Source organism: Pseudarthrobacter sp. SORGH_AS 212, from assembly GCF_030818145.1.
In the GTDB taxonomy this organism is placed as follows: Bacteria; Actinomycetota; Actinomycetes; order Actinomycetales; family Micrococcaceae; genus Arthrobacter.
This window is the reverse complement of sequence record NZ_JAUTAA010000001.1, coordinates 417,955-437,360: the sequence shown is the minus strand read 5'-3', so window position 1 is coordinate 437,360 and position 19,406 is coordinate 417,955. Positions and strand designations below refer to the sequence as shown.

Here is a 19,406-nt window from a genome sequence, read left to right as displayed (position 1 = left end):
AACGCGGGTCCGTCGTAGACTCGCCTTAGGTGCGTGGCAATTAACCGAACCTTTTGTACGCAAGTCGCTAACGCGCCGTCGTACATCCAAATATTTAGGAGTGGTAATGGCTGATCCGGCACGTGCTGCCAAGTTGGCGCAGCGGATTAAGGTTGTTGTTGCTGAGGCTCTTGGCCGGAAGGTCAAGGATCCGCGGCTTGAAGGTATTACTGTCACCGATGCCCGGGTGACCAACGACCTGCAGCATGCCACTGTGTACTACACCGTTTTGGGTGACCAGGCCGTCCAGGCCGATGCTGCCAAGGGGCTTGAGAAGGCCAAGGGTGTTCTGCGGCAGGAAGTGGGCCGGAACATCACGGTCCGGCTGACCCCCACGCTTGAGTTCGTGGCTGACCAGATTCCCGTGGTTGCGTCCAACCTGGAGGAACTGCTGCGGGAAGCCAAGAAGCGCGACGCTGAGGTGGCCGCCCTGGCTGCCAACGCCAAGCACGCAGGCGAAGCTGATCCCTACAAGAGCGATGCTCCCGAGGATGTTGACATCGATGAAGACGACTTCAACGAAGAGGACCTTGACCTCGCCGGCGACGACGACATCGATGAAGACGCCAACAAGGACGCGGACAGCACCAAGTAAGGCATGACCAACGCAGCAGGCCCGGACCATTTGGTCCGGGCCTGCTGCGTTTTTGGAATCCCTGCTGCCTGCCTAGCGGATGCCGGCCTTGATGAGCTTGCCGGTTGCCGGCGGGGGACCGGCTGGGGGTTCAGGTCCCAGCATTGCCGGCAGCACGTCCGTGGTGGCGTACAGTGTCCGCCCCTGGATCTCCACGTCGGCCGGCTGGTTGACCGTGAGGAACTCCGAACGCTCGCCCTTCCAACCGCTGAACTTCAGGATCTTCCCGCCGAACAGCGAAGCCACATAGACGTCACCGTTGTCCGCGATGGCCAAACCAGTGGGGCTGAGAATTTCGTCCGCCCACACCTTCGTCCTGCCGTTCCATGGGTTGATCCGGAAGATCGCACCGCGGTCCCCGAGGGCCGGGCTTTCCGGTCCGCCGGGAAGCGACGTCACGTACAGCCAGCCGTCCTGGCCGATCTCCACATCGGTGGGCACCGGCTCGAATGCGTACTCGTATCCCGCGACGCAGGCTGGCACGCCGAGACCGCCTTCCGCCTCCGGACGGGCAGCAGTTTCAGGAATGACCACCGGCCGCGGCGGCAGGACGGCCAGGGTGGAAATCTCGCCGGACCGCAGGTTGATGCTGAGGATGGCGTTCATTCCGGCGTCAGCCACGTAGGCGGTATTGCCCTGAACGGCCAGCGCGTAGGGATGCGAATCGACGGTACCCGTATAGCGGGCAGGAGCCGGGGACTCCTTGGGCCACTGCTGCAGGCACGCGTCACTGACATCGTCACCGAAGCCGTACTCCTGGTCGCCGTCGGGGTTGTTCTCCCGCTCGTAGTCGGCGAAGTTGGCGATGGTCCTGACATCCCCGTTCGGGCTGATGGCTTTCAGGTAGCCTTCAAGGTTCTCCGGCTTGCCCAGGCCGGCACCGGTGCTTTCGAGGAAGAACGTTGTGGCCCCGCGGGTGTCCACTCCTGCTATGTCCCACCCGGGCTTGGGGCTGGCATAGACATCTTCGACGGTGCCGTCCCGGTTGACCCGGCTCAGCTTGCCGGCGAAGTCCTGGCTCACGTAGATGGATTTCGCTGTTCCGAGGGCCAGGTGCAACGGCGTGGCAAGGCCGGTGGCAACGTCTTCCGGCTTGGGGTCGTCATGGCCCTTGTCAGAGGCTGTCGACGGGCTGGCTGGGGCAAAAGCCACCACGGCCGCCACCAAACCAATAATGGTGATCTTCTTCTTCATTGTGGGTACTCCGGGTGCGTGCCCTTAGCGGGCCGGATAGGAAGCCTCCCAAGAGGCAAAAAAATGCGGACCCCCGGGGGCAAGGATATGCCTGCGGCGCCAGGATGTCATCGGTGCTTTCCCCCTGAAACCGACCCCATTTTGACCCCCCAACGGCCCGCCCCATGGCTAGGATCGAGCTATGACCACGGCACCTGACGAAAACAGCCCTTCCCGCTACCTTCAGCAGGCCGTGGGCCTGGCAACGGAAAACGTCGGCCGCGGCGGCGGCCCCTTCGGCGCGGTGGTGGTGACGGCCGACGGGCGGGTCTTCGAAGGCGTCAACCGGGTCACCCGCGACAACGACCCCACCGCCCACGCCGAGGTGGTGGCCATCCGTGCGGCAGCTGCCGGAACAGCGGACTTCAACCTGCAGGGCGCGGTCCTCTATGCGAGCTGCGAGCCTTGCCCGCTGTGCCTCGCGTCCGCCCTCTGGGCCCGGATCGACCGCGTCTACTTCGCCGCAGACCGCCACGGTGCGGCCGCGGCCGGCTTCGACGATGCCCTGTTCTACGAGTACTTCGACGGTACCCGCACGGATCTCATGCCTGTGACCCGTGGTGACCTCCCGGCGTCGGACGCCCCTTTCAAGGCGTGGGGCGCCAACAAGGAACGGACGGAGTACTGACGTGGAAACAACACTCATGGCCTGTACCGCGTGCGGCAAGACCAACCGGATTCCGGTGCAGGCTGCCGGCAGGCCCCGTTGCGGCAACTGCAAGGCCGGGCTGCCGTGGATCGTGGACGCAGGAGACGCTGACTTCGGCCGTGTCGCCGAGGAGTCACCGGTGCCGGTGCTCGTGGACTTCTGGGCCGCATGGTGCGGTCCGTGCCGCATGGTCAGCCCTGTCCTGGACAAGCTCGCACGGGAGCGGCCAGGCGCGATCAAGCTCGTGAAGGTGGATGTGGACAAGTCGCCGGCGCTGTCCCGCAGGTTCGACGTCCAGGCCATCCCCACGCTGATGGTCCTGGTGGACGGCAAGGTGGCCGCGCGCCAGGCCGGAGCCGCTCCTGCCGATGCGCTGCGGACCTGGCTGGACAAGGCCCTGACCGGCGCGGGCAGCTAACCGGCCTGCGTGCAGTCCGCCGCCCGTGCCGGAAGCCTGGACAGGCCCTCCAGCAGATCCTGCTGCCTGCCGCAGAGGGCTATCCGGACCCAGCCTTCGCCGATGGTGCCGAACGCGGTGCCGGGCGCCAGCGCAACACCGGAATCGGCCAGGAACCGGCGCACCCACTGCCGGACGTCGCCACCGCTGACGTGGGACATGTCCGCCCACAGGTAGAACGCACCCTGCGCCCGCAGGTACGGGATGTTCTTGCCGTCGAGGACTGCGGAGGCGGCGTCCCTGTTGTTCCGGTAGTGCCGGTGGGCGTGCTGCACATAGTCCTGCGGCCCGGTCAGCGCCGCCAGCGCCGCGTACTGGGAGGGAGCGGCGACGCAGGACACGATCGATTCCATGACGTTGTCCATCTGCTGCTGCAACCCGGGCGGGCACACAAGCGCGCCGATCCGAAGTCCTGTCAGGCCATACGTTTTGGACAGTGTCAGGGAGGTGAAGACGCGCGCCTCGCTTGGCGCGACGGCGTCGTACCGTGCGGGACTGACGTGCTGCACATCGTAGGTGAACGCCTCATAGCATTCGTCCGAAATGACCCAAAGGTCGTGACGGCGGGCAAGATCCATCAGTTCCCGGACCGAGTCCTCACTGAGGACGGCACCGAGCGGGTTGGAGGGGGAGTTCAGCACCAGCACCCTGGTCCTGGCCGTGATGAGGGCCTCGATGTCCGCCGTGCGGGGCTGGAAGCCGTGGTCCGGGTACAGCGGATAGCCCACCGGAACAGCGCTCAGGAGCCGGCTGGTCATCGCAAAGGTGGGGTAGCCGGGATTGGGTATCAGGATCTCATCGCCGGGGGACAGCAGCAGGCTCATGGCAAAGTGCAGGCCCTGCTGGGCCCCGGAAACCACATAGACCCTGTCGGCGCCGGCGTCGACGCCCTGTTCCTCGCGGAACCTCGCCGCGAACGCCTCCCTGAGGGCGGGAAGCCCGGCGTTCGGCGTGTAGTTCGTCTCGTCGCGGTCCAGGCAGGCCATTCCGGCGTCCAGGACATGGCGGGGGAGCGCGAACCCGGGCTCGCCGATGCTGAGCACCAGCGCTCCGGGGGTACGCCACGCGGCCTCGGTGATTTCCCGGATCTGGTTGACGGGCACGTCGCGGACATGGGCGGCAAGCTCAGGCATGCCAGCCATCCTAGCGCTGCCACCGGGCCGGGCAGGGCGTGCGCTGTGCCCCCAACCAGCGCCGATATACTGGTAGGCGTGCTTTCTGGACTGGTGATAGTGGACAAGCCGCAGGGATGGACCAGCCATGATGTGGTTGGCCGGATGCGGCGCATCGCGGGGACCCGGAAAGTGGGCCATGCCGGCACACTTGATCCCATGGCCACGGGGGTGCTGGTGGTCGGCATCAATAAGGCCACCCGCCTGCTCACCTACATCGTGGGAACGTCCAAGACCTACACTGCAACCATCCGCCTGGGCCAGTCCACGGTGACGGACGACGCCGAAGGGGACGTGGTTGCCTCGGCCGGCACGTCCGCGGTGGCAGAGCAGGCCATCCACGACGGCGTCGCAGCGCTCACCGGCGGCATCCAGCAGGTGCCCAGCAGCGTCAGCGCCATCAAGGTCAACGGCGAACGCGCCTACGCCCGGGTTCGCTCCGGTGAGGACGTGCAGCTCGCCGCCCGGCCCGTCACCATCCACAGGTTCGAAGTCCACGGCATCCGGCGCGACACCGGGGCCGACGTCATCGACATCGATGTCACCGTTGAGTGCTCCTCGGGAACCTACATCCGTGCCCTCGCCCGGGACCTGGGCAACGGCCTGGGGGTGGGGGGACACCTTACGGCCCTCCGGCGGACCCACGTTGGCCCGTACTCGCTGGACCAGGCCCGCACGCTGGAACAGCTCGCCGAAGAGCTGGACGTGCTGGAGATGTCGCAGGCCGCGCGGGCCCTCATGCCCAACCGCGAGCTGAGCGCCGAGGAAACCACGGAGATTTCCTATGGCCGCCGGATTGCCGCCGGGGCGGCCCCGGGAAGCCCTGGCGCCGCAACCGCCGACCACCCTGCAGCCGCCTTCGCTCCCGACGGGAGCCTGGTGGCCTTGCTGGCGGACAGCGGCAACTACGCCAAACCGGTCCTGGTGTTCGCTCCCGGTAACGGCAACTCCGCCGCGGCCGGTGGGGAGGCCTGAGTGGACGCGTATTTCTACATCATCCTGGCCGTTGGGCTCCTCTCCACCGTCATCTGCCTGGCTGCGGGCATCATGAGGAAGGCACCCAACGACGCCACCATCCTGTCCGTCGCGGCAGTGGAGGTGGCCCTGGTGGTCTACCTGGTGGGGTCGATCATCAGGGTCATCGCCGGCGAAACGATTGCCGGCGAGGCCTGGGAGTTCTGGGGCTACCTGGTGACTGCCATGCTGCTGCCCCCGGCCGCCGTCTATTGGTCCATCCTGGAACGGACCCGGTGGAGCAACTTTGTCCTTGCCGCCGTCGGCGTGACCGCCCTGGTGATGGCCGCCCGAATGAACCAGATCTGGTACTGAAGTGGAAGAAGCACACAACGTGAATGACCAGCACCCCCAGTCCGCCGACGCGATGGCGGCGGACCAAGGCAGCAGGAACAAGGCGCGCACCGGCGCCGGCGGCAACACCCGCAATACCGGCCCGGGCCGGCTGCTGATTGCGGTGTACGCCGTCTTTGCCATCTCGGCCACAGCGCGCGCCGGCTACCAGATCCTCACCAAGTTTTCCGACGCCCCTGTGGCCTACCTGCTGTCCGCCTTCGCAGCCCTGGTGTACGCCGTGGCCACGGTGTCGCTGGCCAAGGCGGGGAGCACCTGGTTCAAGGTCTCCGTGGCGGCAGTCCTGGTCGAGTTGGTGGGCGTTGTGGTGGTGGGTTCCCTCAGCATCTTCGACTCCGTGGCGTTCCCGCACGAAACGGTCTGGTCCCTGTTTGGCCGCGGCTACGGGTTCATCCCGCTGATACTCCCCATCCTTGGCCTGCTATGGCTCTACCGGCGCCGGCCCTCGCTGGGAAAAGCGGGCCGGTGAATGCGGGTAACCTTGAAGAATTCCGCGGCCGGATGGCCGCGGATCATTGATGCTGCAGGCAGTTTAAGGCGAGGGTGATGGTCTACATCTGGAACGATCCGTCCGAGGTCCCGGCGGACTTTGGCCCATCCGTTGTCACCTTTGGCAACTTTGACGGCGTTCACCGCGGGCACCAGCAGGTCCTGTCCCAACTCATTCGCTCCGCCAGGCTCACGCACTCCAAAGCCGTTGCCGTCACGTTCGATCCCCACCCGGCCGTCATTCACCGCCCGGAGAGCGCCCCCCGCCTGATCATGGGCCTGGAGGACAAGCTCGAGGCCCTCGGCGAGCTGGGCCTGGACGCCATCCTGGTGGTCAAGTATTCACTCGACCTTGCCAGCCTCACGGCGGAAGAATTCGTGGAGCAGTACCTGGTGGACTGCCTGCATGCCAGCCACGTGGTCATCGGCCACGATGCCCGGTTCGGCCGCGGCAACTCCGGGGACCTGGAGACCATGAAGGCCCTGGGCGGGAAGTTCGGCTTCGAGGTACAGGTCATCAGCGAGTTCGGCTCCGAGGGGTACCCGCTGCATGACGACGACGGCACGGACCGGCGCTGCTCGTCCACCTGGGTCCGCGAAGCACTGCAGGGAGGCGACGTGGCCACGGCGGCGGAGGTGCTCGGCAGGCCCCACCGGATGCGCGGCGAAGTGGTCCACGGCGCAGCCCGCGGCCGCGCCCTCGGGTTCCCCACAGCGAACCTGGCCAGTAACTCCTCCGGTCTGATTCCGGCAGACGGCATCTACGCCGGCTGGCTGGTGGACGAGGCCGGCAAACGCTGGCCGGCGGCCATTTCCGTTGGCTCGAACCCCACGTTCGACGGCGTCAGCCGGCAGGTCGAAGCCCACGTCATCGACCGGCCCCTGGAAGCCGTGGAGGACTTCGATCTGTACGGCCAGACAGTGATCGTGGAATTCGTGGCGCGCCTTCGCGGCATGGTGGCCTACCGTGGTCCCGAAGCCCTGGTGGACCAGATGAAACTGGACGTGGTGCAGGCGCACCAGCTGCTGGCACGGCACTAGGACCACCCAGGAAGCACGCGAAAGGCTGTACGTGTCCGTCGAGAAGAACACCCGCAAGCTGGACAAGGGAATCGTCCGCGACTTCAGCTCCCGGATGAGTTATGGCTCGTACCTGCAGCTGCCCACGCTGCTGAGTGCGCAACAGCCGGTCAGCGAGCCCGAACACCACGATGAGCTGCTGTTCATCATCCAGCACCAGACCACGGAGCTGTGGCTGAAGCTCGTGCTGCATGAACTGCGCAGCGCTGCGGCGTGGCTGCGGGCCGACGATCTCGGCTCGGCGCTGAAGGGCATCGCCCGCGTCAAGCACATCCAGAAGACCCTCACCGAGCAGTGGTCCGTCCTCGCCACGCTCACGCCCACCGAGTACTCACAGTTCCGTGGCTTCCTGGCAAACTCCTCGGGGTTCCAGTCGGCCCAGTACCGCGCGGTCGAGTTCGTGCTCGGCAACAAGAACCGCAAGATGCTCCCGGTCTTCGAGTCCGATCCCGGAGCGCACGCCATGCTGGAGGAACTGCTCGCGGCTCCCAGCATCTACGACGAATTCCTGGCCTACCTCTCCCGCCAGGGCTTCGACGTGCCGGCTGGAGTCCTGGCACGGGACGTCACCCGCGCCCACAAATTCACGCCCGAACTTGTTCCGCTGTTCAAGTACATCTACGAGCACGCGGCGGAGAACTGGGGCGCCTACGAGGCCTGCGAGGAACTCGTGGACCTCGAGGACAATTTCCAGCTCTGGCGCTTCCGCCACCTCCGCACCGTGCAGCGCACCATCGGGATGAAGACGGGCACCGGAGGCTCCAGCGGGGTGACCTTCCTGCAGAAAGCCCTGGAGCTGACGTTCTTTCCGGAACTATTCGCCGTCAGGACGGAGATCGGACAATGAGCATTCACCAGCAAGGCTCCGGGCATACCGCGGTCCCGGGGGACGAGGTACTCCGGCAGCGTGCCGGCGAACTCGACCGGGAAGACCCGCTGGCGCACTACCGGGAACTGTTCATCGGAACGGACACGCCGCTGTCCTACCTGGACGGCAATTCCCTGGGAAGGCCGCTCAAGCGCACGGCCGGGGAGATCGCGGCCTTCATCAGCGACGAATGGGGCGGCCGTCTCATCCGCGGCTGGGACGAGAAGTGGCTGGCACTGCCGCAGGCCATTGGCGACCAGTTGGGCCGTGCGGTCCTCGGCGCGGCACCGGGCCAGACCATCATCGCCGACTCCACCACTGTGGTCCTTTACAAACTGATCCGGGCCGCCCTGGCAGCGGTGGACGACCCGGACCGGAACGAGCTCGTCCTCGACACCGGAAACTTCCCCACGGACCGGTACCTTGTCGAGGGCATCGCCCTGGAAGAGGGCCTCACCCTGCGCTGGATCGAAACGGATCCCGCGGCGGGGGTGACCGTTGACCAGGTGCGCCAGGCCACCGGGCCGCGCACCGCCGTCGTACTCCTCAGCCAGATCGCCTACCGCTCAGGGCACCTCGCGGACCTCCCGGCGATCACCCAGGCAGTGCACGACGCCGGGGCGCTGGTGGTGTGGGATCTTTGCCATTCCGCCGGGTCGGTGGAGATCGGCCTGGACAGTGCCGGCGTGGACTTCGCCGCCGGCTGCACGTACAAGTACCTCAACGGGGGTCCGGGATCGCCGGCCTTCGCCTATGTCAACGAGCGCCACCTGCCATCACTGAACCAGCCCATTTGGGGGTGGATGGGCCGAAAGGACGCCTTCGAGATGGCTGCCGGGTATGAACCTGCGCCGGGCATCCGCGGCTTCCTGAGCGGAACGCCGGCTGTCTTCGGCATGCTGGCCATGCGGGGCACCCTCGACCTCATCGAGGAAGTATCCATGGCAGCCATCCGGGCCAAGTCGGAGAAGCTCACGGCGTTCGCCGTAGAGGTCTTCGAGGCCTTGCTGGCACCGCTTGGTGCCGAGCTGGCGTCGCCGCGTGATCCGGCGGAGCGCGGCAGCCACATCACGGTGGACCACGCCGAGTTCACCAAGGCCACGGTCGAGGCGCTGTGGGACGGGGATGTGATCCCGGACTTCCGGGCACCCCGCGGGCTCCGGGTGGGACTGTCCCCGCTCAGCACCAGTTTCGCGGAAGTCCTGCACGGCATGGCTGCCATCAGGGACAGGCTGGCGCCCTGACCCGGTTTCCGGCGCTGACCGGACGCCGGGCCGCCGCCGGCCCTGTTTCGACAACATTGGGCCGCGGCCGGTAAACTGGACGATGGATCCGGCTGCAGTCCGTGGCGGCTGGTTCCTGCTGTGTACGGCCGCACCCGGTTTGACCGGTTGGCCGCAGCGGCAGACCCGGCAGTGAATTACTGACCCGGGCCCTCACGGCACATTTCCAAGGAGTTATTGTGGCACTTGACGCCGCTGTAAAGCAGTCCATCATCAAGGAATACGCAACCGGCGAAGGCGACACCGGTTCGCCCGAGGTCCAGGTTGCAGTCCTGACCCAGCGGATCAAGGATCTGACTGAGCACATGAAGGAGCACAAGCACGATTACCACACCCAGCGCGGTCTGCTGGGCATGGTCGGTCGTCGCAAGCGCATGCTTGGCTACCTGAAGAAGACTGACATCAACCGCTACCGTGCGCTCATCGAGCGCCTCGGCCTGCGCCGCTAGTCGGACTTTCGGGCGGCCCTGTCCCCTTCGGGACCGGGCCGCCCCGCTCCACCTAAAAAACTAAACAGGAGGATCAACCGCATCACGCATTCGCGGTCCTCGGTAGTGATCCCCGGGAACGGCAGCATCGAATGGCTGCCCCGGCCCGTGGGTCTCGATCGACGACCGGGTGCAGGGCCAGTCGACATATGCTGGCCTGGGTTGATGTGGCTGGACTTCCGTAAAACAGAAACGGAGGTGACTCTCTATGGAGGGTCCCGAAATCCAGTTCTCAGAAGCCGTCATTGACAATGGCCGCTTCGGCAAGCGTGTAATCCGCTTCGAAACCGGCCGCCTCGCCAAGCAGGCAGCCGGCGCAGCCATGGTGTACATCGACGAAGACACCGCGCTGCTCTCCGCCACCACCGCAGGCAAGCACCCGCGCGAAGGCTTCGACTTCTTCCCCCTGACGGTGGACGTCGAAGAGCGCATGTACGCTGCCGGCCGCATCCCGGGCTCGTTCTTCCGCCGCGAAGGCCGCCCCTCCACCGAAGCCATCCTGGCCTGCCGCCTCATGGACCGTCCGCTGCGCCCCGCCTTCATCAAGGGCCTGCGCAACGAAGTCCAGATCGTGGTGACCGTCCTGGCCATCAACCCCGACGAGCTCTACGACGTGGTGGCCATCAACGCCTCCTCCATGTCCACGCAGCTTTCGGGCCTGCCGTTCTCCGGCCCCATCGGCGGCGTCCGCGTTGCCCTGGTCGCCGATGAGCACGGTTCACAGTGGGTTGCTTTCCCCAAGCACTCCCAGCTGGAAAACTCCGTCTTCAACATGGTCGTCGCCGGCCGCATCGCCGGTGACGACGTCGCCATCATGATGGTGGAAGCCGAAGCAACCGACAACTCCTGGAACCTCATCAAGGAACAGGGCGCCACCGCCCCCACCGAAGAGGTTGTCTCCGAAGGCCTCGAGGCTGCCAAGCCGTTCATCAAGGCACTCTGCGACGCGCAGGCGGACCTCGCCGGCCGCGCCGCGAAGCCCACCGTCGAGTTCCCGGTCTTCCTGGACTACCAGGACGACGTGTACTCCGCTGTTGAAGCAGCTGCTGCCGACAAGCTGGCCGCTGTCTTCCAGATCGCCGACAAGCAGGAGCGCGACGTTGCTTCTGATGCCTTGAAGGACGAAACCGTTGCCTCCCTGTCCGGCCAGTTCGAAGGCCGCGAAAAGGAACTGTCCGCAGCGTTCCGCTCGGTCACCAAGCAGGTTGTGCGCCAGCGCATCCTGAAGGACCAGATCCGCATCGACGGCCGCGGCCTGACGGACATCCGCCAGCTCACCGCCGAGGTTGAGGTCCTTCCCCGCGTACACGGTTCGGCCATCTTCGAACGCGGCGAAACCCAGATCATGGGCGTCACCACGCTGAACATGCTCAAGATGGAACAGCAGATCGATTCGCTGTCGCCCGTCACGCGCAAGCGCTACATGCACAACTACAACTTCCCGCCGTACTCCACCGGTGAAACCGGCCGCGTGGGTTCGCCCAAGCGCCGCGAAATCGGCCACGGTGCCCTGGCAGAACGCGCCCTTGTGCCCGTACTGCCGTCCCGCGAGGAATTCCCCTACGCCATCCGCCAGGTGTCTGAGGCCCTCAGCTCCAACGGTTCGACGTCGATGGGTTCCGTCTGCGCCTCCACCCTGTCCATGCTGAACGCCGGTGTGCCCCTGAAGGCAGCCGTCGCCGGTATCGCCATGGGCCTGGTGTCCGACCAGGTTGACGGCCAGACCCGCTATGCCGCGCTGACCGACATCCTCGGCGCCGAAGACGCCTTCGGCGACATGGACTTCAAGGTTGCAGGTACCTCCGAGTTCGTCACGGCCATCCAGCTGGACACCAAGCTCGACGGCATCCCCGCTTCGGTCCTGGCAGCGGCACTGAAGCAGGCCCGCGAAGCCCGCCTGCACATCCTCGAGGTCATCAACTCGGCCATCGACACCCCGGACGAGCTCTCCGAGTTCGCACCGCGCGTCATCGCCGTGAAGATCCCCGTGGACAAGATCGGCGAGGTCATCGGCCCCAAGGGCAAGATGATCAACCAGATCCAGGAAGACACCGGCGCCGACATCTCCATCGAGGACGACGGCACCGTCTACATTGGCGCCACCAACGGTCCGTCTGCTGACGCAGCACGCTCCGCCATCAACGCCATCGCGAACCCGCAGGTTCCGGAAATCGGCGAGCGTTACCTGGGTACGGTCGTCAAGACCACCACCTTCGGTGCCTTCGTGTCGCTGACCCCGGGCAAGGACGGCCTCCTGCACATCTCCGAGCTCCGCAAGCTGGCCAACGGCAAGCGCGTGGACAACGTTGATGACGTCGTTTCCGTGGGCCAGAAGGTCCAGGTGGAAATCACCAAGATCGACGACCGTGGAAAGCTCTCGCTCTCCCCGGTTGTGGCCGAGGAAGAAGGCACGGAAGGCACCGAACGCGCCCACGCCACGGAGCCTGCTGAAGGCGTCGAGATCTAACGGTTCCCTCACAGGAACACCAGTATGAAACGGCGGGGCCGGTGGGATGATCCACCGGCCCCGCCGCTGTTACGATGACAGCCAGATCCGGCTGCACCACCCGAAAGGCCTCAATGACTGTTGTACCCCTGCCCCTTGAGCAGAACCACCTCGGCGACACCCTGGTCCATGGCTCCGACGGCGGCTCCGAAGTCCGCCGGTCAGTGCTGCCCGGTGGCGTGCGGGTTCTGACCGAAGCGATGCCAGGCCAAAGGTCGGCCACCATCGGTTTCTGGGTAGGCGTGGGGTCCCGCGACGAGGCCCACGGACAACACGGCTCCACCCACTTCCTGGAGCACCTGCTCTTCAAGGGCACCAAACGGCGCACCGCGCTGGAGATCGCCTCGGCCTTCGACGAGGTGGGCGGCGAATCGAACGCCGCGACGGCAAAGGAAAGCACCTGCTACTTCGCCCGCGTCCTTGACACGGACCTGCCCATGGCCATTGATGTCATTGCCGACATGATCACCGGCGCGGTCCTCGACCCCGCCGAGATGGAGCAGGAACGGGACGTCATCCTTGAGGAAATCGCCATGGACAGCGACGACCCCACCGATGTTGCCCATGAGCACTTCGTTGCTTCGGTTCTTGGCAGCCACCCCCTGGGCCGCCCCATCGGCGGGACCCCGGACGCCATCCGCGCCGTTGCCCGCGACTCCGTCTGGGAGCACTACCGGCGCTACTACCGGCCCGACGAACTGGTCATCACCGCTGCCGGCGGGCTGGAGCACGACGTCGTCTGCGGCCTCGTGGTGGATGCCCTTGAGTCTGCAGGCTGGTCGCTTGAGACGGACGCGTCGCCGGTCGACCGCCGGTCCACCGAGCGGGCGCTGATCACCGGAACCGCCGGGCTCCAGGTGGTGAAACGCGCCGTTGAGCAGGCCAACATCATCATGGGCTGCCCCACGATTGTTGCCACGGACGGGCGCCGCTATGTCATGAGTGTCCTCAACGCCGTGCTCGGCGGAGGCATGTCCTCCCGGCTGTTCCAGGAGATCCGTGAAAAGCGCGGCCTGGTGTATTCGACCTACTCCTTCGCGTCGTCCTACGCTGACGCCGGCTACTTCGGCATGTATGCAGGCTGCACGCCCTCAAAGGTGCGGCAAGTCCTTGAACTGCTGGGCATCGAGCTGGACAAACTCGCCGAGCACGGCATCTCCGAAGACGAACTGCGCAAGGCCGTGGGCCAGCTGTGCGGCGGGATTGTGCTGGCCCTCGAGGACACCGGCTCCCGGATGTCACGCCTGGGCCGGGCCGAACTGGTGTCCGGCGAGTACCAGGACATCGACGAGACCCTGCGGCTGATTAAGTCCGTCACCGCCGAACAGGTGCAGGAACTGGCCGCCGAACTGGCCGCCGCGCCCCGCACCGTCACCGTGGTGGGCCCGTTCGACGAAACCGAGACCTTCGGACTCTGAGCATCGGGCGACCGAAACGCGGGTTCTGAAAGTGCGGGTCCTGACCGCTGGCCAGAACGGCCTGTGGTGGGCGCGCGGACCACTCGCGGGGCGCAGACTGCAGGACTACGATGAGGCCATCCGACATCGCCGTGCTGGTGAGGAGTGGATGGCGTGAACGTACTCCGGCTGGGCCATGATGGCGCCCCGGATCCGCCGCGACCGAACGTGCCTGCCGGTGTTCATCCGGCGCTGGCGGGCCTCCTCGGCGACTGGCGGGGGAGTACCGAGCTGGCTGCGGGGCCTTGGGGGCCGCAGCGGACGGTGGCTGCCGAGGTGGCATACCGCCGGGCAGCCGGGGGATTTGCGGTGGTCCAGAGCTACCGGCACGTGGAGCCTGACGGTTCGCACTTTGAGGGCCACGGCGTCTTCACCCTGGATCCCGACCACCATGATGTGTTCTGGTACTACGTCGACAGCACCGGCGGGCCTCCCGGCAGTCCGTCCCGCTGCACCTGGCATGACGGCGTGCTCCGGGTTGAGCGGCGCGCCGGCACGGGGTGGACACGGCACAGCATCTTCCTTACTGGCCCCGCAGACTCAGAGCCGCGGAGCGCGGTGCTCGTTCACGTTACCGAGCTGCGGACAGGCCTGGAACAACACGTGGTGGACGAAACCAACGCGCGTACAAACGGCAAGCGCCCCGCCTTCACGCCTTTCATGACCTCCACCTTCCGGCGCGCCTGACGCTGCACCGGCTCCGCGGGCGGCAGGCAACCTGGCGGTAGGGCGCGGCTACCCTCCGGCGAACGGCGGCAGGACGTCCACGACGTCATCGGCGCCCACAACAGTTGAACGGTCCCGCACCGCCACCTCGTTCAACAGGAAGCTGCTGCGCGAGAGGATGCGTGCCAGCGGCGGCGTCCCGGCCGGGGGCTCCTCCCGGGGCACGGCGAGGACGGCGTCCAGGAGGTCCGCCACGGTTGCCCCGGCAGGGAGGTCGAACTTTTCCTCCTCAAACCCGGCGGCGGCGCGTGCGGCAGCGAAGTAACGTACATGCATTCCGGTCAGCCCCCAATGGCGCTCATGCTGCGGTCCGGCTGGACGAAGTCCGGAGCGTCGAGTCCCACGTGGTCCATGCCGTGGGCTTTTGGCTTAATCCACATTGCGTCCTGCCAGCGGCGCGCCAGGGCGTCGTCGTCGGCGCCCGAGCGCAGAAGCCCCAGGAGGTCGTACTCTTCACGCGAGAAGAGGCAGCTCATGATCTTGCCCTCGGCCGTGATCCTCGTCCGGCGGCAATCCGAGCAGAACGGCTCGGTGACTGAGGCGATGATTCCCACCGTTCCCAGGACGGGGCCGTGCGCGGAAGGGGCGACGCCGGCATCCAACCCGGCCACACGGCGTCGTACTTCAAACCTCTCGGCGGGCGCACCGTCGCGTTCCCGCGGATCGGCGCTCAGGACGTACTCGGCGGAAAGGATTTCGCGGATCTCGGCGGCGGTGATCATGTTCCGGCGCGTCCAGCCGTGGTCGGCGTCGAGCGGCATCTGTTCGATGAAGCGCAACTCATACCCCCGGTCCAAAGCCCAACCCAGCAGGGCAGGGGACTCGGCATCGTTGATCCCGCGCATCAGGACGGCGTTCAGCTTGACCGGACCAAGCCCGGCCGCCCATGCGGCGTCCACGCCTGCCAGCACCTGGTCAAGGAAGGGCCGGCGGGTGAGTTTGGTAAACGTCTCTTCGTGCAGGGAATCGAGCGAGACATTGATCCGCGTCAGGCCCGCGGCCTTGAGCGGGGCGGCCTTCTTCGCCAGCCCCACGGCGTTGGTGGTCATCGAGATGGGCAGGTCCGGATGGTTGCTGCGCAGCGCGGAAATGATGTCCACCAGGTCGTGCCGCACCAGGGGTTCGCCGCCGGTGAGCCGCAGCTCGCGGACGCCGAGCAGCTCAACCCCGATCCGGACAATCCGGACGATCTCCTCGGCCGTCATGACAGCCTGCTTTGCCAGCCATTCCAGGCCTTCGGCAGGCATGCAGTAGGTGCAGCGGAGGTTGCATTTATCGGTCAGGGACAGCCTCATGTCGCTGGCCCGGCGCCCGTACCTGTCCACCAGGCCCGCAGGCGCGTCAGCCGGACGCGCAGCCGGGACGGCCGGCAGGGCCGGGTCCGCTTCTTCGCGGGGCTGGGGCATGCCTAGCTGGACACTCATGAATTCAGGCTACGCCACGATGGGCTCCACATCACACCCGTGACGGTTGCTGCCCCGGACCGGCAGGAATCCGCGCCGGGCAACCGCCGGAAAGGCCCCGCGACCTATGCTTGAAGGGTGAACAGCGCCCGGCAGCAGGCCACGCACGACGACGGTACCCGCCACGGCGGTTCGGCGGAACCCAGCGCGCGGGAACAGCGGGAACGGCGCCGCCCGGGCGGGTACGCTGCGGCCGCCGGCGTGGTGTCCGTGGTCGGCGGGGTGGTCCTCGGCGAGGTGCTGGCCGGCGTGTGGAGCCCGTCGGTGTCGCCGCTGACGGCGGTGGGCGGAGCCGTCATTGATGCCGTCCCGCCGGCAGTCAAGGACTGGGCGGTCTCACTCTTTGGCACGGCGGACAAGGCGGCCCTCCTGGCCAGTATGGCCCTCGTCATCGCCGTCCTCGCTGCCCTGGCAGGAGTAGTGGAACGGCGGCGGCGTTTCGCGGGGCTGGCTGTTATCGCCGTGTTTGGACTCGCGGGCGTGGCCGCTGTTGCCGGCCGGGCCCAGGCCACACCGGTGGCCCTGGCACTTCCCGTGGCTGCGGCCGCCGCCGCTGCCCTGATCCTCCGGCTGCTGATGGGCAGGCTGAAGGCCTGGGAAGCGGCCCCTGACGGCGGGCAGGCCACGGCCCGCCGCACGTTCCTCCGGAACCTCGCCGCAGGTGCCGCCCTCACGGCCGTTGGCGGAGTCGTGGCAGGAGCCTGGCGCGGGACCGTGCTGAAGGTCAACGATGCCCGGACCCGGGTGGTGATACCGCGGGCGGCGGTACCGGCGCCGCCCATCCCTGCAGGAGCGGAGGCAGGCGTTGAGGGCATGCAGCCGCTCGTCACCCCCGTCAACGACTTCTACCGGATCGATACGGCGCTGGTGGTACCCGCCGTCGACCCCGATACCTGGGTCCTCAAGGTCACAGGCATGGTGCAGCGCGAGGTGGAACTGACCCTCACCGAACTCCTTGCCAAGCCACTGACCGAACGCCACATCACCATCGCCTGCGTGTCCAACCCGGTAGGCGGGGACCTCATCGGCAACGCGCGCTGGCTCGGCTGGCCGGTCCGCGACCTCCTGGCGTTGGCCGGGCCGGCCCGGGGCGCGGACATGGTGCTGTCCCGGAGCGCCGACGGATGGACTGCCGGCACCCCGCTGGAAGTGCTTACGGACAGCCGGGACGCACTCCTGGCCGTGGGCATGAACGGCGGCCCGCTGCCGCTCGAACACGGATTCCCCGTCCGGCTGGTGGTGCCGGGCCTGTACGGCTACGTTTCCGCCACGAAATGGGTCACGGAGCTGAAAGTGACCACCTTCGCGGAGGACACCGCTTACTGGACCACGAGGGGCTGGTCCGACCATGGTCCCATCAAGCTTTCCTCCCGCATCGACGTCCCCCGCAGCGGCAGGCCCGTCAACGCCGGAACGGTCACCTTTGGCGGCATTGCCTGGGCCCAGCACACCGGCGTCAGCGCCGTTGAACTCAGGGTCAACCGGGGTTCCTGGCAGGCCGCTGAGCTGTCATCCGGGATCTCCACGGACACCTGGTACCAATGGAAGCTCAGCATGGACCTGACACCAGGGCAGTACGAGGTCCAGGTCCGGGCCACTGACCTTGCGGGCACCGTCCAGGACGAGGAATCCCGGCCAGTGGTCCCGGACGGCGCCACCGGATTCCACACGGTTAGAGTGGACGTGAAATCCTGACGGCCCACACTGAAGGCGCATCCATGACCAGCCTGCACCGCCACGCCCCTGCGGGCACGCCACACCAGGCCCGCTCCGTTGCCGACCATGTTGCCGCCGTTGCGGATCTGCTGGCCCCTTTGCGGTCAGAATCCCGCACCGAAACCGTTCCGCTGTCCCAGGCCCTCGGCAGGGCACTGGTGCACGGATTCCTGGCACCCGTCAGCCTGCCGCCCTTCGCCAATTCCCAGATGGACGGGTACGCCGTCAATTCCGCAGATATGTACGACGACGGCACGGAGTTCGCCGTCGCAGCGCCGGTCCCGGCGGGGATGCGTCCGCCCGCGCTGGCCCGGGGGAGCGCGGCGCCCATCATGACAGGCGCCATGCTCCCTGACGGTGCTGACGCCGTCGTACCCATTGAACGTGCGGTGCCGGACAGCTTTCCCGCTCCCGGAACGGACGCACGCGTCACGCTGCCGGCAACGGCGGCGGGGACCTACGTCCGCCCGGTGGGCAGCGACATTGCCGCGGGGGAGCGTGCCCTGGCCGGCGGAACCTGCCTTGGTCCGGCCCAGCTGGGGCTGCTTGCCGCGCTGGGTATCCCCGATGTGGAGGTCTACCGCGCCGTCCGGGTCCTGTTCGTCACCACCGGCGACGAGGTGGTGGAACCGGGGCAGGACCTGCCTGCCGGCAAGATCTACGACGCCAACGGCACCCTCTTGGCCGCCGCCATGGCGCAGGCAGGCCTGGACGTGCGGCGGGCCGGTATTTCCACCGACGATCCCGCGGAACTGCAGAAGCTGCTCCGGCGCCAGGGTGCGGATGCCGATGTCATCGTCACTACCGGCGGCGTCAGCAAAGGCGCCTACGAGGTTGTGCGGCAGGCCATGGAAGGCCAGCCGGTGGAATTCCTGCACGTGGCCATGCAGCCGGGAGGGCCGCAGGGGATCGGAATGTTCGACGGCGTCCCGTTCCTGGGATTCCCCGGGAACCCCGTCAGTTGCCTGGTGTCCTTCGAGATGTTCCTCCGGCCGGCCCTGGCAGCAGTCCTCGGGGCTCCGGCCCTCCGCCTTCCTGTCCGCGCCAGGCTCAGCCATCCGCTGACGTCGCCGCAGCACAAACACCAGGTCCGGCGCGGCAACCTGCAGCCGGACGGCACCGTCCGGCTGGAAGGCGGCGAGAGCTCCCACCTGGTGCGTGCGCTGGCCGGTTCCAACGCCCTGGTCCACGTACCCGCCGGCGTAACGGAACTCGCGGCCGGGGACGAGGTGGAAGTATGGATGCTGTGAATGCAGAACAGACCCCCGCCGCCCTGACGCACCTGCGCCGGGACGGCAGCGCACAGATGGTGGACGTGTCCGCCAAAGCCGAAACCACCCGTGAAGCCACAGCAACAGCCACGGTCCGCACCACCGCGGAGGTGATGGGCCTGCTCGGTTCCGGCGGCCTTCCCAAGGGAGACGCGCTGGCAGTTGCCCGGGTGGCGGGCATCATGGCCGCCAAGAAGACGCCCGAACTGATTCCGCTGTGCCACCCCCTGCCGCTGTCCAAGGTCACCGTTGACTTCGGGCTCGACGCGGAGTCCGTCGAGGTGGTGGCCACCGTCAAGACCCGCGGCGTGACCGGCGTGGAAATGGAAGCCCTCACCGCGGCGTCCGTGGCCGCCCTGAGCGTTTACGACATGATCAAGGCCGTGGACAAGCACGCCGTCCTGACCGATATCAAGGTGCTGGCCAAGAGCGGCGGCAAGAGCGGGGACTGGACACTTTGACTCACGAAGGCACCTCCGGCGAAGCCGGCGCAGCCCCGTCCCATGC

At 66.9% G+C, this 19,406-nt stretch carries 20 protein-coding genes; 16 read left to right on the top strand and 4 right to left on the bottom strand.

Going from position 1 to position 19,406, the window contains the following annotated elements; genetic code table 11:
• Positions 1 to 106: 106 nt before the first annotated feature.
• On the top strand, positions 107 to 634 hold the full coding sequence (rbfA, locus tag QE394_RS01965) for a 30S ribosome-binding factor RbfA (RefSeq protein ID WP_349033606.1): 528 nt from the start codon (positions 107 to 109) through the stop codon (positions 632 to 634).
• A gap of 72 nt (positions 635 to 706) precedes the next feature.
• Here rbfA and QE394_RS01960 read toward each other — a convergent pair whose 3' ends face one another.
• Positions 707 to 1,867 (bottom strand): ScyD/ScyE family protein, encoded by a 1,161-nt coding sequence (locus tag QE394_RS01960; RefSeq protein ID WP_056083379.1) that lies wholly within the window; start codon positions 1,865 to 1,867, stop codon positions 707 to 709.
• A 181-nt stretch (positions 1,868 to 2,048) separates the two neighbouring features.
• Here QE394_RS01960 and QE394_RS01955 point away from each other — a divergent pair, with 181 nt between their 5' ends.
• Both QE394_RS01955 and trxA read left to right on the top strand, forming a co-directional pair.
• On the top strand, positions 2,049 to 2,534 hold the full coding sequence (locus QE394_RS01955; RefSeq protein ID WP_056083375.1) for a nucleoside deaminase: 486 nt from the start codon (positions 2,049 to 2,051) through the stop codon (positions 2,532 to 2,534).
• A 1-nt stretch (position 2,535) separates the two neighbouring features.
• Positions 2,536 to 2,973, top strand: a complete 438-nt coding sequence (gene trxA, locus QE394_RS01950) for a thioredoxin (RefSeq protein ID WP_261619631.1) — start codon at positions 2,536 to 2,538, stop codon at positions 2,971 to 2,973.
• On the opposite strand, the gene QE394_RS01945 is transcribed toward trxA, so the two are convergent.
• Positions 2,970 to 4,145: a pyridoxal phosphate-dependent aminotransferase gene (locus tag QE394_RS01945; RefSeq protein WP_261619632.1), complete on the bottom strand. Its 1,176-nt coding sequence runs from the start codon at positions 4,143 to 4,145 to the stop codon at positions 2,970 to 2,972. The two genes, trxA and QE394_RS01945, sit on opposite strands and share 4 nt — an antisense overlap.
• A 78-nt stretch (positions 4,146 to 4,223) precedes the next feature.
• Here QE394_RS01945 and truB point away from each other — a divergent pair, with 78 nt between their 5' ends.
• The 10 genes from truB to QE394_RS01895 all read left to right on the top strand — a co-directional run bounded on the left by truB (position 4,224) and on the right by QE394_RS01895 (position 14,410).
• A complete protein-coding gene (truB, locus tag QE394_RS01940) occupies positions 4,224 to 5,159 on the top strand; it encodes a tRNA pseudouridine(55) synthase TruB (RefSeq protein WP_349033605.1) in 936 nt (311 codons plus the stop codon).
• Complete coding sequence (locus tag QE394_RS01935) at positions 5,160 to 5,513, top strand: hypothetical protein (protein ID WP_261619633.1); 354 nt, start codon at positions 5,160 to 5,162, stop codon at positions 5,511 to 5,513.
• A gap of 52 nt (positions 5,514 to 5,565) precedes the next feature.
• A complete protein-coding gene (locus QE394_RS01930; protein WP_349035359.1) occupies positions 5,566 to 6,021 on the top strand; it encodes a hypothetical protein in 456 nt (151 codons plus the stop codon).
• A gap of 77 nt (positions 6,022 to 6,098) precedes the next feature.
• On the top strand, positions 6,099 to 7,082 hold the full coding sequence (locus QE394_RS01925) for a bifunctional riboflavin kinase/FAD synthetase (RefSeq protein ID WP_349033604.1): 984 nt from the start codon (positions 6,099 to 6,101) through the stop codon (positions 7,080 to 7,082).
• Positions 7,083 to 7,113: 31 nt separating this feature from the next.
• Positions 7,114 to 7,968 (top strand): tryptophan 2,3-dioxygenase, encoded by an 855-nt coding sequence (gene kynA / locus QE394_RS01920; protein ID WP_349033603.1) that lies wholly within the window; start codon positions 7,114 to 7,116, stop codon positions 7,966 to 7,968.
• Positions 7,965 to 9,233, top strand: a complete 1,269-nt coding sequence (locus tag QE394_RS01915; protein ID WP_261619636.1) for an aminotransferase class V-fold PLP-dependent enzyme — start codon at positions 7,965 to 7,967, stop codon at positions 9,231 to 9,233. Before kynA ends, QE394_RS01915 begins: the two co-directional genes overlap by 4 nt.
• Before the next feature lie 218 nt (positions 9,234 to 9,451).
• Positions 9,452 to 9,721: a 30S ribosomal protein S15 gene (rpsO, locus tag QE394_RS01910; protein ID WP_056083357.1), complete on the top strand. Its 270-nt coding sequence runs from the start codon at positions 9,452 to 9,454 to the stop codon at positions 9,719 to 9,721.
• Between the two features lie 247 nt (positions 9,722 to 9,968).
• A complete protein-coding gene (locus QE394_RS01905) occupies positions 9,969 to 12,227 on the top strand; it encodes a polyribonucleotide nucleotidyltransferase (RefSeq protein WP_349033602.1) in 2,259 nt (752 codons plus the stop codon).
• Positions 12,228 to 12,340: 113 nt separating this feature from the next.
• Positions 12,341 to 13,684, top strand: coding sequence for a pitrilysin family protein (locus tag QE394_RS01900; RefSeq protein WP_349033601.1), 1,344 nt, complete (start codon positions 12,341 to 12,343; stop codon positions 13,682 to 13,684).
• Between the two features lie 153 nt (positions 13,685 to 13,837).
• Positions 13,838 to 14,410, top strand: coding sequence for a DUF1579 family protein (locus QE394_RS01895; RefSeq protein WP_315967724.1), 573 nt, complete (start codon positions 13,838 to 13,840; stop codon positions 14,408 to 14,410).
• Between the two features lie 48 nt (positions 14,411 to 14,458).
• Here QE394_RS01895 and QE394_RS01890 read toward each other — a convergent pair whose 3' ends face one another.
• Both QE394_RS01890 and moaA read right to left on the bottom strand, forming a co-directional pair.
• Positions 14,459 to 14,725, bottom strand: a complete 267-nt coding sequence (locus QE394_RS01890) for a MoaD/ThiS family protein (protein ID WP_056083345.1) — start codon at positions 14,723 to 14,725, stop codon at positions 14,459 to 14,461.
• A 5-nt stretch (positions 14,726 to 14,730) separates the two neighbouring features.
• On the bottom strand, positions 14,731 to 15,873 hold the full coding sequence (moaA, locus tag QE394_RS01885; RefSeq protein WP_200937893.1) for a GTP 3',8-cyclase MoaA: 1,143 nt from the start codon (positions 15,871 to 15,873) through the stop codon (positions 14,731 to 14,733).
• Positions 15,874 to 15,990: 117 nt separating this feature from the next.
• On the opposite strand from moaA, the gene QE394_RS01880 reads away from it, so the two are divergent.
• Genes QE394_RS01880 through moaC form a run of 3 tightly spaced genes read left to right on the top strand, consistent with a single transcriptional unit; the run spans position 15,991 to position 19,360 of the window.
• Entirely contained in the window at positions 15,991 to 17,607 is a 1,617-nt protein-coding gene (locus QE394_RS01880; protein ID WP_349033600.1) for a molybdopterin-dependent oxidoreductase, read from the top strand.
• A 23-nt stretch (positions 17,608 to 17,630) separates the two neighbouring features.
• A complete protein-coding gene (glp, locus tag QE394_RS01875) occupies positions 17,631 to 18,878 on the top strand; it encodes a gephyrin-like molybdotransferase Glp (protein ID WP_349033599.1) in 1,248 nt (415 codons plus the stop codon).
• Complete coding sequence (gene moaC / locus QE394_RS01870) at positions 18,866 to 19,360, top strand: cyclic pyranopterin monophosphate synthase MoaC (RefSeq protein ID WP_261619639.1); 495 nt, start codon at positions 18,866 to 18,868, stop codon at positions 19,358 to 19,360. The genes glp and moaC overlap by 13 nt, the downstream gene beginning before the upstream one ends.
• Positions 19,361 to 19,406: the final 46 nt, after the last annotated feature.